Raw genomic sequence first — 12,296 nt, forward strand, 5'->3', positions numbered from 1 at the left:
CCCCGGGCGGTCCGCTACTGCGTGCTCACCGACGTCGGCTTCACGACGTAGACGACGCGGTGCGGTGCGTCGGCCGGCGGGCCGTCCAGCCGGAACCCGTAGCGCGCGGCGACTTCGAGGAAGAACCGGCCCTCCGAGTCGTCCTCGACCCGCTCGACCACGCCGCGGACCTCCAGGTACCTGGTCGGCCGCTCCGGGTCGTTGACGGAGAGCGCGATCTCCGGGTGCAGGGCCACGTTCTTGTGCTTCTGGCGGCGCGTCGTGCTCGTGAAGCGCACGTGCTCGCCGTCCCAGGTGAACCACATCGGGTTGACCTGCGGCTTCCCGTCCGGCCGGACGGTGGCCAGGTGGGTGTACAGCGGCCGTTCCAGCAGGTCGCGGTGGCTGTCCGGGATGACGCTCATGCGTTCACCATAGGGGCGTCGGCGCGCCCCCGGTCCGTCGTCCGCCGATTCGTCCGACGACTCGCAGCGCGCCGCCAGGTTGCCCGCCGTCGCGCAACCGTGAGGTCGTCCTCGTCACTTTGACCGGCGGGCGGTCGAACCGGCATCCTGGTGGCAGAGGGGAGTACCCACTCTGCCCGTGATCGTCATTACGGCCGCTCCGCAGCGGTCCGGTCACGGCGCCGCCGAGGTCGGCGGTCGGGGAGACCTCTGGTTCGGGACCTGAGCCGGAGGAGCACGCCATGCGCGTCACCACCCGTCTAGCCGCCGCTGTCACCACGATCGTCGCCGTCACCGCGTTGACCGCCTGCGGAACGCTCCAGGACGCCTCGCAGGCGGCCGGGGCCGTCGCCGACACCGCGTCCACCGTCCAGCTGTGCACGGAGGCGCTGGCCCAGGCCACCACCGCCTTCGACGCCGACAGCCCGGAGCGGGCCGTCGAGCAGGCGCACTCCGCCGCGGACAGCCTGAGCGCGCTGGCCGCGAACGCCGCCGACACGACGATCAACGAAGCCATCACCGCCGTGGCCGCGACGCTGCGCGCGGTGACGCTGGACGACCTCGTGCTCCAGCCGGCCGCGTGGCTGGAGGACAAGGCGACCAAGGTCGCGAACCTCACCGCCGCGTGCACGTGAGCGCGGGAGTACGGGAGCGGCGCCGGACGTTGGCAGTGCTGTGATGACTGGACGACTCCGGTTCCGCGTCCTGGGTGACTCGCTGGCCGCCGGGGTGGGGTGCGATCGGCCCGAGGAGACGTTGGGCGAGCGGTTGGCGGCGGTGCTCCGCTCGGCGGGGCACCCCGTCGACCTCGGCGTGCACGCGGTGTCCGGCGCGCGTTCGGCCGGCCTGGACGCGCAGGTGCGCGCGGCGGTGCGGACGGGCGTCGACGTCGCGCTGGTCGTGATCGGGGCGAACGACCTGACGTCGTTCACACCGCCGGCGGTGGGCGCGGGGCTGCTGCACGACGCCGTGCTCGGCCTGCGCCGCGCGGGCGGGCAGGTGGTGGTGGCGACGGCGCCCGACCTCAGCATCGTCTCGCACGTGCCACCCGCGTACCGGACCTTCGTGTCGCAGGCCAGCGGTCTCTACGCACGGGTGCAGGCCGACGCGGTGGTCCGCGCGGGCGGTGTGGTGGCGGCGGCCGGGCCGGCGCTGTCCGACCGGTTCGCCACCGACCCGACCCTGTTCTCCGCCGACCGCTTCCACCCCTCACCCGCCGGCTACGCGCTCATCGCCGCCGCCCTCGCGCCGTCCGTGCTGGCGGCAGCCGGCCGCTGGGCGGCTTAGTCCACCGACACCCATTCGGACAGTTCCGATATCCGACGTCACCACCGTCGCTCGTGGCGCCGGTGGTGGGCCGCCGGTGGTAGGAATGTGAAGAAGAAGTGGAAGCGCCGACCCGGTCGTTGACACCCCTTTCCGGCCTGGGTTAGCGTCGTTTCGCTGCCGTGGGGGCGGCGCGAGGGGGTCGGCGCGTGATTCAGGTTCGCTGCTTCTCGTAATTCCTGTCGCGTTCGGCGCGTGGCGGCCGGCGTGTGGCGTTCTCCGGTTCACCGTCGGGTTCCCGGCGGTTTCCGGCTGCGTCCGAGGGAATTCGAGTCGGCGATTGCCGCGGCACGCGCGCACCGGTTGTCCGGTGGACGTCTCTCGTTGTTCCGCGCTGGAGGGATGACGCGTGACACTGCTCGGGAAGATCGCCTCGGCGACCGGTGTGGTCGCGATGTCGCTCGGGTTGTCGGTGTTCGCCGTCCCGCCGGCGGGAGCGGCGTCGTGCCCGGACAACGGGTGGTGGGTGCTGGACGGCCTCCTGCTGCACAACGGGGCCAACGGCACCTGCTGAGCGCGTGCCGGCAGTGGTGGACGCGGCCCGGCGCGGGACCGCGCGACCTTTTCCAGACGATCCCGGGGGACACGGACGATGGCTGACCCGAAGGTGCTCGAGGCCCAGCGCTGGGTGAACTCGACCTACGGCTCGGTGCCGGGCTACGAGCGCTGCGCGGAGAACGGTGTGACCGGGTGGGGCACCATGTTCTCCCTAACCCGCGCGTTGCAGCACGAACTCGGCATCACCACCCTTTCCGATTCGTTCGGCCCGACCACGTTGGGCACGCTCGCCGAGCGGGGCGACATCGGCTTCGGTTATGCCCACGCGAACATCGTGCGAATAGCGAAGTACGGTCTGTTCTGCAAGGGCTATTGGGCGGGCGACACGTCGAACGGCAGCTACGACAGCGACGTGCACGACGCGGTGCGCGACCTCAAGAGCAACATCGGGTTCGCCGCCGACGGATACATCTCGCCGAAGATCTTCAAGGCGATCCTCAACATGGACGCCTACGTGCTGCTGTCCGGCGGTCGGGTCGAGGTGCGGGACATCCAGCGCTGGCTCAACGCCACCTACATCACCAAGTCGACGTTCTTCGTCATCCCGTGCGACGGCCACTACACGCGGGACGTGCAGGTCGCGTTGATGCGGGCCATCCAGTACCAGCTCGGCATCCCGGAGGACCAGGCGACCGGCAACTTCGGGCCCGGCACCCAGAACGGCCTGCGGAACAACACCGTGCGGCCCGGCTCCCCGGCGGCCTGGGTGCGGCTGTTCAGCGCCGCCTGCGTGGTCAACGGCGGCGTCGGCGGGGTGTTCGCCGCGTTCACCTCCAGCTGGGACGCGGCGCTCGCTGACTTCGTGCGCTCGTTCCAGGACTTCTCCGTGCTGGCCCGCACCGGCATCGGCGACTACGCCACGTGGGCGCAGCTGCTGGTGTCGACGGGCGACCCGGACCGGCCGGCGGGCGCGGGCGACACCCGGTTCCACATCAGCGTCGCCCGCGCGCGGGCGTTGAAGGCGGCGGGTTACGAGGTCGTCGGCCGCTACCTGGACGAAGACCCGTGGAGCACCCTCGACAAGGAGATCCAGCCCGGCGAGCTGGACGCCATCTTCACCGGCGGCATGAGGGTGTTCCCCATCTCGCAGTACGCCGCCGACACGGTCGACGACTTCACCTGGTCCAACGGCTACGACCACGCGCTGCGGGCGCACGACCGGGCCGTCGGCTACGGCTTCAACCGGGGCACGGTGATCTACTTCGCGGTCGACTACGACGCCACGGGCGAGCAGATCGCCAGTCACGTCATCCCGTACTTCCAGGGCATCCAGGCCGGTCTCGGCACCCGGGGCAAGCGGTACGTCGCGGGCGTCTACGGCTCGCGCAACGTGTGCGCGCAGGTCAGCGACCAGGCGTTCGCGCGGTACTCGTTCGTGTCCGGCATGTCGTGGGGCTTCTCCGGCAACCTGGGCTTCCCGCTGCCCGCGAACTGGTCGTTCAACCAGATCAAGGAGTTCGACTTCGACGCGGGCGGCGACGTCTTCGCGCTCGACCGCGACGTCCGCCGGGGGAACGACCCCGGCGTCGGCCGGGAGAACATCGGCGGCGGCGACTCGCCCGTCGACGCCTACCTGCGGTACGTCGACGGCCTGTACGCGACGGCGGTGGCCTACGGCGGCGACGCGAACCAGCGGGTCATGGAGTACCTGCGCCACCCGACGTACAACGGTCCCTGGTCCGGCTGGGAGACGTTGATCGGCAACGTCGACCAGGCGTGGATCGACCACGCCCGACGCCATGCCCCGGCCCGGGTCGAGTCCTACGTGGACCCGTCGCTCGGCATCACCGTCAACGTCGACCACTTCGGCGCCACCGCGAACGCGGTGTACCTCAAGGGCAACAGCGGGCGCGGCGACTTCGGCGGCTGGTCGGGCGACCTGGCCACGTTCTACGGCGAGTGGCGGTCGCACGGCGACGAGTACGCCTCGGGGTACGCGTTCTGCGCCGACCGCCTGGCCAAGATCACCGTGCTGTCGTCGTTCCCGCTCAACGACCTCGTGGAGGACGTCGACGGGTACCTGGTCGGCAGCGCGGTGCGCGACGGCGCGCGGATCGATCGGGCGATCCGGGCCCACCTCACCGACGGGCACCGGACCAGGTTCCGGCAGTTCTACGCCAACCGCTACGGCGGGACGGTGACCGGCGTCCGGGACGCCGCCTGGAACGCGCTGGGCGGCAGCACCGCGGACGCGCAGCTCGCCGCGCTCACCGAGGCCGCGATCCGCAGGACCGGCGGGGTCTGCCTGCTGCCCGCGCAGCTGCCCTCGGCGAAGCTGGAACCCTTCCTGCAAGGCTACGCGGAGACGATCGAGAGGTTGTCGCGCAGCTGACGGCACGCCCGGGCGGCGTGCGAGGGGGAGGAACTTTGGGCGTACCGGGAACGGCCCGGCGGTGGGCGGTCGCCGCGTCGTGCGCGCCGCTCGCGGCGTTCCTGGTGTACGCCTGGGGTGCGATCCACCTGTACACGCCGGACATCAGGGAGACGTGCGACCTGGAGCACGGCGGGTGGGACCGGGCCTACGGGCGGGTGACCTACCTCCCGCTGTCCCGCCGGTGCAACGCGGTGCAGGACATGGTGCCCGGTTGCGTGAACCCGACGGTCGCCGTGCTGCTGGTCGCGACCGCGCTGTTCGCGGGCCTGGCCGTCGCCGCCCGCCGAAACCCCCGATCCCGCAAGGAGCAGTGAGCCACCATGGACGAACCCACCGAGGACGTGAGCCGGCTCGGGCGTCGCCGGTTCCTCGCCATCACCGGCGGCCTCGCGGTCGCCGCGTCGGTGGGCCTGGCCGTGCCCGCGGCACCCGCCTCCGCCGCGCCGGCCGCCAACCCACCCGCCCGCCCGGACGACCTCGCCACCTACCCGGTCGAGGGCTCCAACGCGTCCGTGACGCTGCGGTCCGGCCCGTCCGCCGTCGTGCTGCTGCACGTGGCCCGGCGCTTCCACTACGAGGTCGCCACCCTGCGGGCGAACGACATCACCGGCTACGCGGAGGCGCCGGCCGGCACGCCGTTCGACGCGGACTACCGCTCCGGGACCGCCATCGCCATCCTGCCCGCCAGGTTCCCGGCGGGTGCGACCGGCGGTCTGTTCCCGCACGAGGTGGCGATCGTCCGCGACATCCTCGCCGAGTGCGAGGGCGTGGTCCGCTGGGGTGGCGACTTCCGCAAGGACCCGAAGGAGGGGCACTTCCGGGTGGACGTGCGGCCCGGCGACCCGGCGCTGGCCAGGGTCGCGGGCAAGATCGGCGGGTGGGTGGCCGCGCCGGACCGGGCAGCACCCGCCGACCCGTTCACGCCGGGACGTCGTCAGGCGGCGGAGCGGCTGGCGGAACGGCAGATCGCCACGGCCTGACCACCACCCGGCCACACGCAGCCTCGACCAGCCGCGCTGGTGGTCGTGGTCCGTGCAGTGGCAGGCCGGTTGATCGGGGGGACGGGGGTTCCGGGTTGGGGGGGTGGCCCGGAACCCCCGTCGAGTCAGAGCCTCGGGTAGGCGTTGGCGATCAGCTGGCGGAACTGGGCGGAGAACCAGTGGCCCGACAGCGGGGCGTCGGCCAGGGCGCCCGACCGGTTGTTGCCGTTGCGCGCGTTGCCCGTGTAAGTGGGGTCGCACATCCGGTCGAAGCCCTTGCCCTCGTTGTTCGGGATCTCCCGGCTCGCGCCGTCGGACTCGCCCGGCGGCTTGGCCCACACGTAGGCGTCGATGCCCGAGGCCGGGCTCGCCTTCGGCCGCTCGCCGATGCCCGCCCCGGACTGGTTGCACCAGTTGCCGAGGTGGATGCGGCGGTCGTACCGGCCACCGTCGACGTACGCGTCCACGCTCGTCGTCGGCCCCTTCGCGGTCGGGCGTTGGGAACCGCCCCAGCCGTTGCGCGAGGTGTCGACCAGCATGCCGATGTTCGACGGGAACCCGGCGCTGATCAATTGCGTGCGGAACGCCTGGGCGAACGACAGCTCATCCACGTAGCGGTTCCAGTCCACCCACTTCGACTGGCGCACGGACGTGCCGTTCACGCTGTCGTTGATGGTGTAGTGGTCCTCTTTCAGCACGCCGTAGTTCGCCGTGTTCGAGATGAACCCGGTGACGTTGTTGACCGTGCTGCCCGACGCGCGGGCGGCCTGGGCGAACAGGGTCGCGGAAGTGCCGAAGTTGTCGTCCCACCCGATCCAGCCGTGGTGCGCGGCGTCGATGTAGTTGTAGACGTTGCCGATCGCGCCGAGCTTCGCCAGCGCGTACCCGACGCCGTTGACGTAGTTGCCGTTCTGCAGCATCCGGTCGCACGCCGCGGTGGCGGTCGGGCGGCTGCCGACGTTCGTCACGAGGTTGGGCAGCGAGTCGATCTCGATGATCGTCACGATGCGCAGGTTCGCGTACTTCGACTCGCGCATGATCGCGGCGATCGGGTCGATGTACTCGGACTTGTAGCGCGGCAGGTCGTCCGGGCCGAGCTCGCCGTTGGACGCGAGCGCGGCGCAGTCGCGGCCGGGCAGGTTGTAGATGACGAACTGGACGACCATCGTGCGGCCGGCCGCCTGGCTCAGGGCGTTGTCCAGGTGCGAGCGCAGGCCGCGGGCTCCGGTCACGCCGTTGATGGCGGCGATCCGGTCCAGCCAGACGAACGTCGGCTGGTTGGCGATGGCGGACCCGCCATCGGCCCGCGCCTTCGCGGACCAGTCCGGGTTCACGTACACCGACGCGCCGGCGTACGGGTTGTCCACGCGCGCCGCGGCCGTCACGTCCGCGGCGGCCGGGCCCGTCCCGAGCGCCATGGCCGCGGCGAACGCGAACGCCGCGGTCGCCGCGATCCCGCGACGTGCCCGTCGCCTGCCGGTCGGGCCTGGTGATGACTTCAGTGGCATCTTCGGCTCCCTGGTCGGATGAGCGGAACAGGTGGCGGCGAATTCCGGGAACGCTCCGGAGAATTCGGACGTTAGCAGGGGAATAACTTTTCGTGAAGAGTTTCGGGGTTGCCGGATCATTGCCCCCGATATTCCAGATCGCCCGGAAGCGCGAGGGGCTCGTTCCTGTTCCGGACTATTCGACCGCATTCGACTTCGAATGCCTTCGAATAATCGCGCGCTCAGAACCGGGGCAGTTCGACCCGCAGCGCGGCGGCCCGCGCCACCTGCTCGCGCGACGGGCCGAAGGCGCTCGCGGCCGTTCCCCCGAACAGCGCGGCCGCGGCTTCGGCGGTGCGCCTGGCCTCGGGGGTGCCCCAGCCGGCGCAGCAGCTCGGCGCGCAGCAGGACGACGTCGCCCAGCCCGGCCGGTCCCGGTTCGGCGCCACCGGAACCGGGGTCAGGACCGGGACCGGGACCGGTCAGCAGGTCCGCCACCAGCCGGTCGCCGAACTCCGGTGTGCCGACCACGCGACGAGTGGGAGGTCTCGTTCTACCGGTCGTTGTTCTCCGCGCACGGCGTGCTGCTGATGGGCGGCGGCCGGCGCGTGGCCGACCTCGTCGTGCCGGACGGACCAGGCTGCCGGTCCTGAGCCGTTCCCGAGCGCGTCCGCGGCGAAGCTGTTGACCCCCCCTCGACATCGTCGCCGTCCACCTGCCCGCCGCGCCCTGGCACACACCGGCAGGGTGTGGCTGTGCCGGCCGGCGGCGTCGAGACTTGCCCCATGGACGCGAAACGCCGGCTCGGGGAGTTCCTGCGGGCACGTCGGGCGCGGTTGCGGCCGGAGGACGTCGGACTGGTCGACCACGGCGACCGCAGGCGGGTCGCGGGGCTGCGGCGGGAGGAACTGGCGATGGTCGCCGGGGTGAGCGCCTCCTACTACTCGCGGTTGGAACAGGGGCAGTCGCCGAACGCGTCGCGCGAGGTGCTGGACGCGGTGGCGAACGCGCTGCGGCTGGACCCGGCCGAGCGCCGCCACCTGCACGACCTGGCGGCGTGGAGCAGGCGTGAGCCACCGGCTCGACGGCCTGCGAGCGAGCGGCTCACGCCCGCGGTACGGCAGCTGCTGGCCGTGCTGGGCGACGCGCCGACGCTGGTGCTGGGACGTCGCGGCGACGTGCTGGCGTGGAACCGCGCCGGGCACGCCCTGTACGCGGGCCACCTCGACCCGGCCGCACCGGACCGGCCGGAGCACCGGCCGAACATGGCGCGCCTGGTGTTCCTGGACGCGCACACCCGGGAGCTGTACGCCGACTGGCCGGCCAAGGCGCGCGCCGTGGTCGGGAGCCTGCGGCTGACGTCCGGGCAGCACCAGGACGACGCCGCGCTGGCGTCGCTGGTCGGCGAGTTGTCGGTGCGCAGCCCCGAGTTCGCGTCCTGGTGGGCCGACCACCGCGTCAAGTCGCGCGGTGACGCGGTGTACGGGATGCGGCACCCGCTGGTCGGCGCGCTGACCGTCACCCAGCAGACATTGCGGACCGAACAGGGGCCGTACGTCGTCGTCACGACGACCGAGGCGGGGTCGCCCTCGCACGCGGCCATGACCCTGTTGGCGCACCACACCGCCACGGCGCACCAGGCCGCCACGGGTGCGCCCGAACCACTCCACCGGAAGAACTGAGGGAAGAATGCGAAGAAGGTCCATCATCGCCCTGGCCGCGACGGCCGGAGCGGTCGCCCTGCTCCCGGCACCCGCTGCGGCGGACCCGCACGCCGCGGTGGTGCGGTCGCGGGTCGCGGTGCACTTCGACCTGGCTTCGGGGCAGACGCCGGAGAACGTCGCCCTGGCGCCGGACGGCACCGCGTACGTCACGTTCGCGGTGGCTCGCCAGGTCGCCGCGGTCAGTCCCGCCGGCGTCACCCGGATCCTGGCGACCCTGCCCGCGCCGGCCGACGGCGGCGTGCGCACGCCCGTGCTGGGCTTCCCCCTCACCACGGGGATCGTGCGCACCCACGACGGGACGCTGTACTACCTCTACGCCAGCGGTGACCCGGCGTCCACCGGGCTCTACCGGCTGAGGCACGGTGGCGCGGCGCAGCGCATCGCCGCACTGCCGGCCGACGGCCTGCCCAACGGCCTGGCTCTCGACGACCGCGCCGGCACGTTCTACGTCACCGACTCCGTGCTCGGCACGATCACGACCGTGCCGCTGCGCGGTGGCACGGCCGCGGTCTGGTCGGCCGCGCCGGAGCTCGCCGCCACCGGCTTCCTCGGCGCCAACGGCGTCAAGGTGCGCGGCGGGGCGGTGTGGGCCACGAACCTGGACCAGGGCACGGTGCTGCGCATCCCGGTGCGGCGCGGCGGTCCGGGCGACGTCGAGGTCCGGGCTCGGGGCCTCGTGGGCATCGACGACTTCGCGTTCGCGGGCGGCGACGTGCTGGCCGCGCTGAACGGGCCGAACCAGGTGGTCCGCATCGCGCCGGACGGCGCCGCCACCGTGCTGCTCACGTCCGCCGACGGCTTGCGGAACCCGACGTCGGTGGCCGTGCGCGGTCGCACGGCGTACGTGCTCAGCGCGGCCTACTCCACCGCCGCGGACCCGAACCTGCTGCTGGCGAAGGTGCGCTGACCGTCGCCAGGGCCACCGCGGTGACCCACGGCAGGGCCAGCAGGAGGCTGCCGAGCAGGTCGGTGGGGTAGTGGACGCCCGAGTAGAGGCGTTGCGCGGCGACCGCCACGGGGATCGCCAGGGCGGTCGCCGCCACCACCCACCGCCACCACCCCGCCGCGCAGCGCACGACCAGGACGGCCACGGTCGTGCCGAGCACCAACGACGCGGCGACGTGTCCGGACGGGAAGCTCGACGTGGGCGGCAGGTGCTCGGGGAGCTTGGCCGCCGGGCGGGCGCGGTCGATGATCGCGGTGGTGAGCAGGAACAGCGTGACCTCGCCCAGCATCCCCAGGGCGACCAGCAGCACGGGACGCCAAGAACGCGTCGTGGCCAGCGCCAGCACGCACACGACCACCGCGGCCCCGATCACCGGCCCCGTGCCGCTGAAGGCCTCGACCTTGCCCATCGCCGCGTCCCAGCCGGGGACGCGGCGTTCGGCGATCCACTCGACGACGCCCCGGTCCCACGCGGTCGGCACGTCCGGCCCGGCGGCGGTCAGCCACGAGCCGAGGGCGAACAACGCGCCCAGCAGCAGGCCCCACACCACCAGCAGCCGGGCCGCCACGAGCCGGAGGTCGGCCGGCACGTGGACCGGGCGTCCGGCCAGGGGCCGCAGGTCGTCCGCCGCCTCGGGCGCCAGACCACCCGACAGCGGCACGGCAGGCAGTCCCTCGTCCCGCCGCCACTGGCGGAACACCTCGGTGGTCAGGGCCAGCCACAGCAGGCCGAGCAACCAGCCGCCGAGGACGTCGGTGGCGTAGTGCACGCCGAGCGCCACCCTCGTGAAGCCGACCACCACGACGACCACGACCACCAGCGCGGTCAACCGGCGACGTGCCCGCCGCGCGGACGCGAACACCAGCAACAGCACGCCGTACGTCACGGTGGCACCCAACGTGTGACCGCTGGGGAAGCTCCAGCCCGGCGCGGTGGCCACCTCGACCTCCACCAACGGCCGCAGCCGTTCGACCAGCTCCTTCACCACCACGCCGAGCAACCCGCCACCGACCGTCGTGACGACCACGTGCGCCGCCACCCAAGGCCGCCGGCGCACGAGCAGCCACACCACCGCCAGCGCGGTCACGCCGGTGAGCGTCGCCGTGTCACCGAGCCGCGTGATCCCGCTCAACGCCGCGCCGAGACCTCCCGACCCGCCGACCCAGCGCGTGAGCCCGTCCGAGATCGCCTGGTCGACCTCGCGCACGGGCGCCCACCCCGTCCACACGGCCACCAGGACCACCGCGAACGCGACACCGGCTGCGGAAGCGGCCACCCACGACACCGCACTCCGCACCACGAAGCGCTCGACGACCACCACCTGCCGCGCATCACGTGTCGTAGTCACCAGGGTGGTGTGCCCAAACGGCTCACCGGGCAATCCTGTCATCCCTGGACCTCGTGGTCCGGGTGCGTTCACCGATCAAGGCAGGGAGTCTGCCGGTGCTCGTCAGGGCACTGCGGGTCGGCGACGTCCCGCTAGCGCCCGGAGCGCGAGGGAGAGGGCGGGCAGGGGCTCACCACTTGCCTCCGGGTACGGATCTGATCCATTCCTCGTACTCGCACACCCGCGTGTAGACACCACCGTCGCCACAAGGTCGGACGCGCCTGCCGCTGATGGCACGGGACGTCGCGCCGGCGAGCAGCCACTCACCGTCCACGGACACGTACGCGGGTCCACCGCTGTCCCCACTGCAGCTGTCCAGGTCGAGGAAGGGCGCACCGGCCACGAACTCGGTCGCGAGATCGGCGCCGTACCCCTCGGAGGTCCCGGCCAGTGGAACGTCCACCTGTCGCCTGATGCCGTAACCGCGGTTGCCCCGGAAATCGGTGTTCCCGTAGCCGGCCACGCGGACGAAGGTGGCGTCGTCCAAAGCACCCCGTCGGGCGATCTTCCGGGGCTCCACCTCCACGGCCCGGTCGAGGACCAGCACCGCGATGTCGCCGATCCGGCTACCTGGCGCGTACTGGGGTGCCACGACGGCGCTCCGCACGGCGACCACCTGCCCGACGTCGGGGAACTCCACGTCCTCACCCAGGAAAACTCTTTCGGCGCAACCACCTCCGACGCAGTGTGCCGCGGTCAGGACGACGTTCGGGGCGATGATCGTGCCGGAACAGCACCAGTCGTGCGCGCTCCCGACCGCGACGCAGTCCGGGAAGCTCGATGTGCGGACACCGCCGATGATCCTCTTGCGGTTCGCGACCATCGCCCGGGCGTTGCGCCGGAACGTCCGGTCGCCGTACAACCCGTCGGCCTCACGCGATCGACCGCTGGGTGCTGCCCGCACCTCCGCCGCGCCGCGCCGGAGCATCGACTTGGCGAGGTGGGCGGGGTCCTCGGCGTCGGCGAAGTTCCGCGCTTGGTTGAGGAAGGTCTGGAAGGCGAGCACGAACCGTGCGTCGTCATCACCCGCGACCGCGCGTGCCATTTCCTCCGCAGGTCCTCGGAACGGGT

At 72.3% G+C, this 12,296-nt stretch carries 14 protein-coding genes; 9 read left to right on the forward strand and 5 right to left on the reverse strand.

Going from position 1 to position 12,296, the window contains the following annotated elements; translation table 11 throughout:
* Nucleotides 1–14: 14 nt before the first annotated feature.
* Nucleotides 15–404: a PPOX class F420-dependent oxidoreductase gene (locus ACQPYE_RS10780; RefSeq protein ID WP_498720921.1), complete on the reverse strand. Its 390-nt coding sequence runs from the start codon at nucleotides 402–404 to the stop codon at nucleotides 15–17.
* Nucleotides 405–685: 281 nt separating this feature from the next.
* Here ACQPYE_RS10780 and ACQPYE_RS10785 point away from each other — a divergent pair, with 281 nt between their 5' ends.
* From ACQPYE_RS10785 to ACQPYE_RS10810, 6 genes are all read left to right on the forward strand, one after another.
* Nucleotides 686–1,078 (forward strand): bacteriophage spanin2 family protein, encoded by a 393-nt coding sequence (locus ACQPYE_RS10785; protein WP_498720922.1) that lies wholly within the window; start codon nucleotides 686–688, stop codon nucleotides 1,076–1,078.
* 43 nt (nucleotides 1,079–1,121) lie between these two features.
* On the forward strand, nucleotides 1,122–1,730 hold the full coding sequence (locus tag ACQPYE_RS10790) for an SGNH/GDSL hydrolase family protein (RefSeq protein WP_498720923.1): 609 nt from the start codon (nucleotides 1,122–1,124) through the stop codon (nucleotides 1,728–1,730).
* Nucleotides 1,731–2,118: 388 nt separating this feature from the next.
* Nucleotides 2,119–2,283, forward strand: a complete 165-nt coding sequence (locus tag ACQPYE_RS10795; RefSeq protein WP_498720924.1) for a hypothetical protein — start codon at nucleotides 2,119–2,121, stop codon at nucleotides 2,281–2,283.
* 78 nt (nucleotides 2,284–2,361) lie between these two features.
* A complete protein-coding gene (locus ACQPYE_RS10800) occupies nucleotides 2,362–4,659 on the forward strand; it encodes a glycoside hydrolase domain-containing protein (RefSeq protein ID WP_498720925.1) in 2,298 nt (765 codons plus the stop codon).
* Nucleotides 4,660–4,694: 35 nt separating this feature from the next.
* Nucleotides 4,695–5,015, forward strand: coding sequence for a hypothetical protein (locus ACQPYE_RS10805; RefSeq protein ID WP_498720926.1), 321 nt, complete (start codon nucleotides 4,695–4,697; stop codon nucleotides 5,013–5,015).
* Between the two features lie 6 nt (nucleotides 5,016–5,021).
* Nucleotides 5,022–5,681: a hypothetical protein gene (locus ACQPYE_RS10810; protein ID WP_498720927.1), complete on the forward strand. Its 660-nt coding sequence runs from the start codon at nucleotides 5,022–5,024 to the stop codon at nucleotides 5,679–5,681.
* Nucleotides 5,682–5,806: 125 nt separating this feature from the next.
* Here ACQPYE_RS10810 and ACQPYE_RS10815 read toward each other — a convergent pair whose 3' ends face one another.
* Nucleotides 5,807–7,189 (reverse strand): glycoside hydrolase family 6 protein, encoded by a 1,383-nt coding sequence (locus tag ACQPYE_RS10815; protein WP_498720928.1) that lies wholly within the window; start codon nucleotides 7,187–7,189, stop codon nucleotides 5,807–5,809.
* 221 nt (nucleotides 7,190–7,410) lie between these two features.
* Complete coding sequence (locus ACQPYE_RS10820; protein ID WP_498720929.1) at nucleotides 7,411–7,617, reverse strand: hypothetical protein; 207 nt, start codon at nucleotides 7,615–7,617, stop codon at nucleotides 7,411–7,413.
* Nucleotides 7,618–7,686: 69 nt separating this feature from the next.
* Between ACQPYE_RS10820 and ACQPYE_RS10825 the strand changes: the two genes are divergently transcribed.
* The 3 genes from ACQPYE_RS10825 to ACQPYE_RS10835 all read left to right on the forward strand — a co-directional run bounded on the left by ACQPYE_RS10825 (nucleotide 7,687) and on the right by ACQPYE_RS10835 (nucleotide 9,799).
* Nucleotides 7,687–7,821 carry a hypothetical protein gene (locus ACQPYE_RS10825; RefSeq protein ID WP_498720930.1) on the forward strand — a complete coding sequence of 45 codons (135 nt, stop codon included), beginning with the start codon at nucleotides 7,687–7,689 and terminating at the stop codon, nucleotides 7,819–7,821.
* 132 nt (nucleotides 7,822–7,953) lie between these two features.
* On the forward strand, nucleotides 7,954–8,850 hold the full coding sequence (locus ACQPYE_RS10830) for a helix-turn-helix domain-containing protein (protein ID WP_498720931.1): 897 nt from the start codon (nucleotides 7,954–7,956) through the stop codon (nucleotides 8,848–8,850).
* 7 nt (nucleotides 8,851–8,857) lie between these two features.
* On the forward strand, nucleotides 8,858–9,799 hold the full coding sequence (locus ACQPYE_RS10835; RefSeq protein WP_498720932.1) for an SMP-30/gluconolactonase/LRE family protein: 942 nt from the start codon (nucleotides 8,858–8,860) through the stop codon (nucleotides 9,797–9,799).
* Here ACQPYE_RS10835 and ACQPYE_RS10840 read toward each other — a convergent pair.
* Nucleotides 9,741–11,186, reverse strand: coding sequence for a phosphatase PAP2 family protein (locus tag ACQPYE_RS10840; RefSeq protein WP_498720933.1), 1,446 nt, complete (start codon nucleotides 11,184–11,186; stop codon nucleotides 9,741–9,743). The genes ACQPYE_RS10835 and ACQPYE_RS10840 overlap by 59 nt on opposite strands.
* A 169-nt stretch (nucleotides 11,187–11,355) precedes the next feature.
* The gene (locus tag ACQPYE_RS10845; RefSeq protein ID WP_498720934.1) at nucleotides 11,356–12,270 is read right to left on the reverse strand and encodes a S1 family peptidase; all 915 of its coding nucleotides are present in this window, start codon (nucleotides 12,268–12,270) and stop codon (nucleotides 11,356–11,358) included.
* Between the last annotated feature and the right edge of the window lie 26 nt (nucleotides 12,271–12,296).

This window comes from Actinosynnema sp. CA-299493 (genome assembly GCF_050946825.1).
Classification (GTDB): Bacteria; Actinomycetota; Actinomycetes; order Mycobacteriales; family Pseudonocardiaceae; genus Actinosynnema.

Bases quoted from the DNA above. Each gene is read 5' to 3' on its own strand.
- ACQPYE_RS10800 (WP_498720925.1), top strand. From the start codon at position 2,362: ATGGCTGACCCGAAGGTGCTCGAGGCCCAGCGCTGGGTGAACTCGACC.
- ACQPYE_RS10835 (WP_498720932.1), top strand. From the start codon at position 8,858: ATGCGAAGAAGGTCCATCATCGCCCTGGCCGCGACGGCCGGAGCGGTC.
- ACQPYE_RS10790 (WP_498720923.1), top strand. From the start codon at position 1,122: ATGACTGGACGACTCCGGTTCCGCGTCCTGGGTGACTCGCTGGCCGCC.
- ACQPYE_RS10780 (WP_498720921.1), bottom strand. From the start codon at position 404: ATGAGCGTCATCCCGGACAGCCACCGCGACCTGCTGGAACGGCCGCTG.
- ACQPYE_RS10845 (WP_498720934.1), bottom strand. From the start codon at position 12,270: ATGGCACGCGCGGTCGCGGGTGATGACGACGCACGGTTCGTGCTCGCC.
- ACQPYE_RS10830 (WP_498720931.1), top strand. From the start codon at position 7,954: ATGGACGCGAAACGCCGGCTCGGGGAGTTCCTGCGGGCACGTCGGGCG.
- ACQPYE_RS10815 (WP_498720928.1), bottom strand. From the start codon at position 7,189: ATGCCACTGAAGTCATCACCAGGCCCGACCGGCAGGCGACGGGCACGT.
- ACQPYE_RS10785 (WP_498720922.1), top strand. From the start codon at position 686: ATGCGCGTCACCACCCGTCTAGCCGCCGCTGTCACCACGATCGTCGCC.
- ACQPYE_RS10810 (WP_498720927.1), top strand. From the start codon at position 5,022: ATGGACGAACCCACCGAGGACGTGAGCCGGCTCGGGCGTCGCCGGTTC.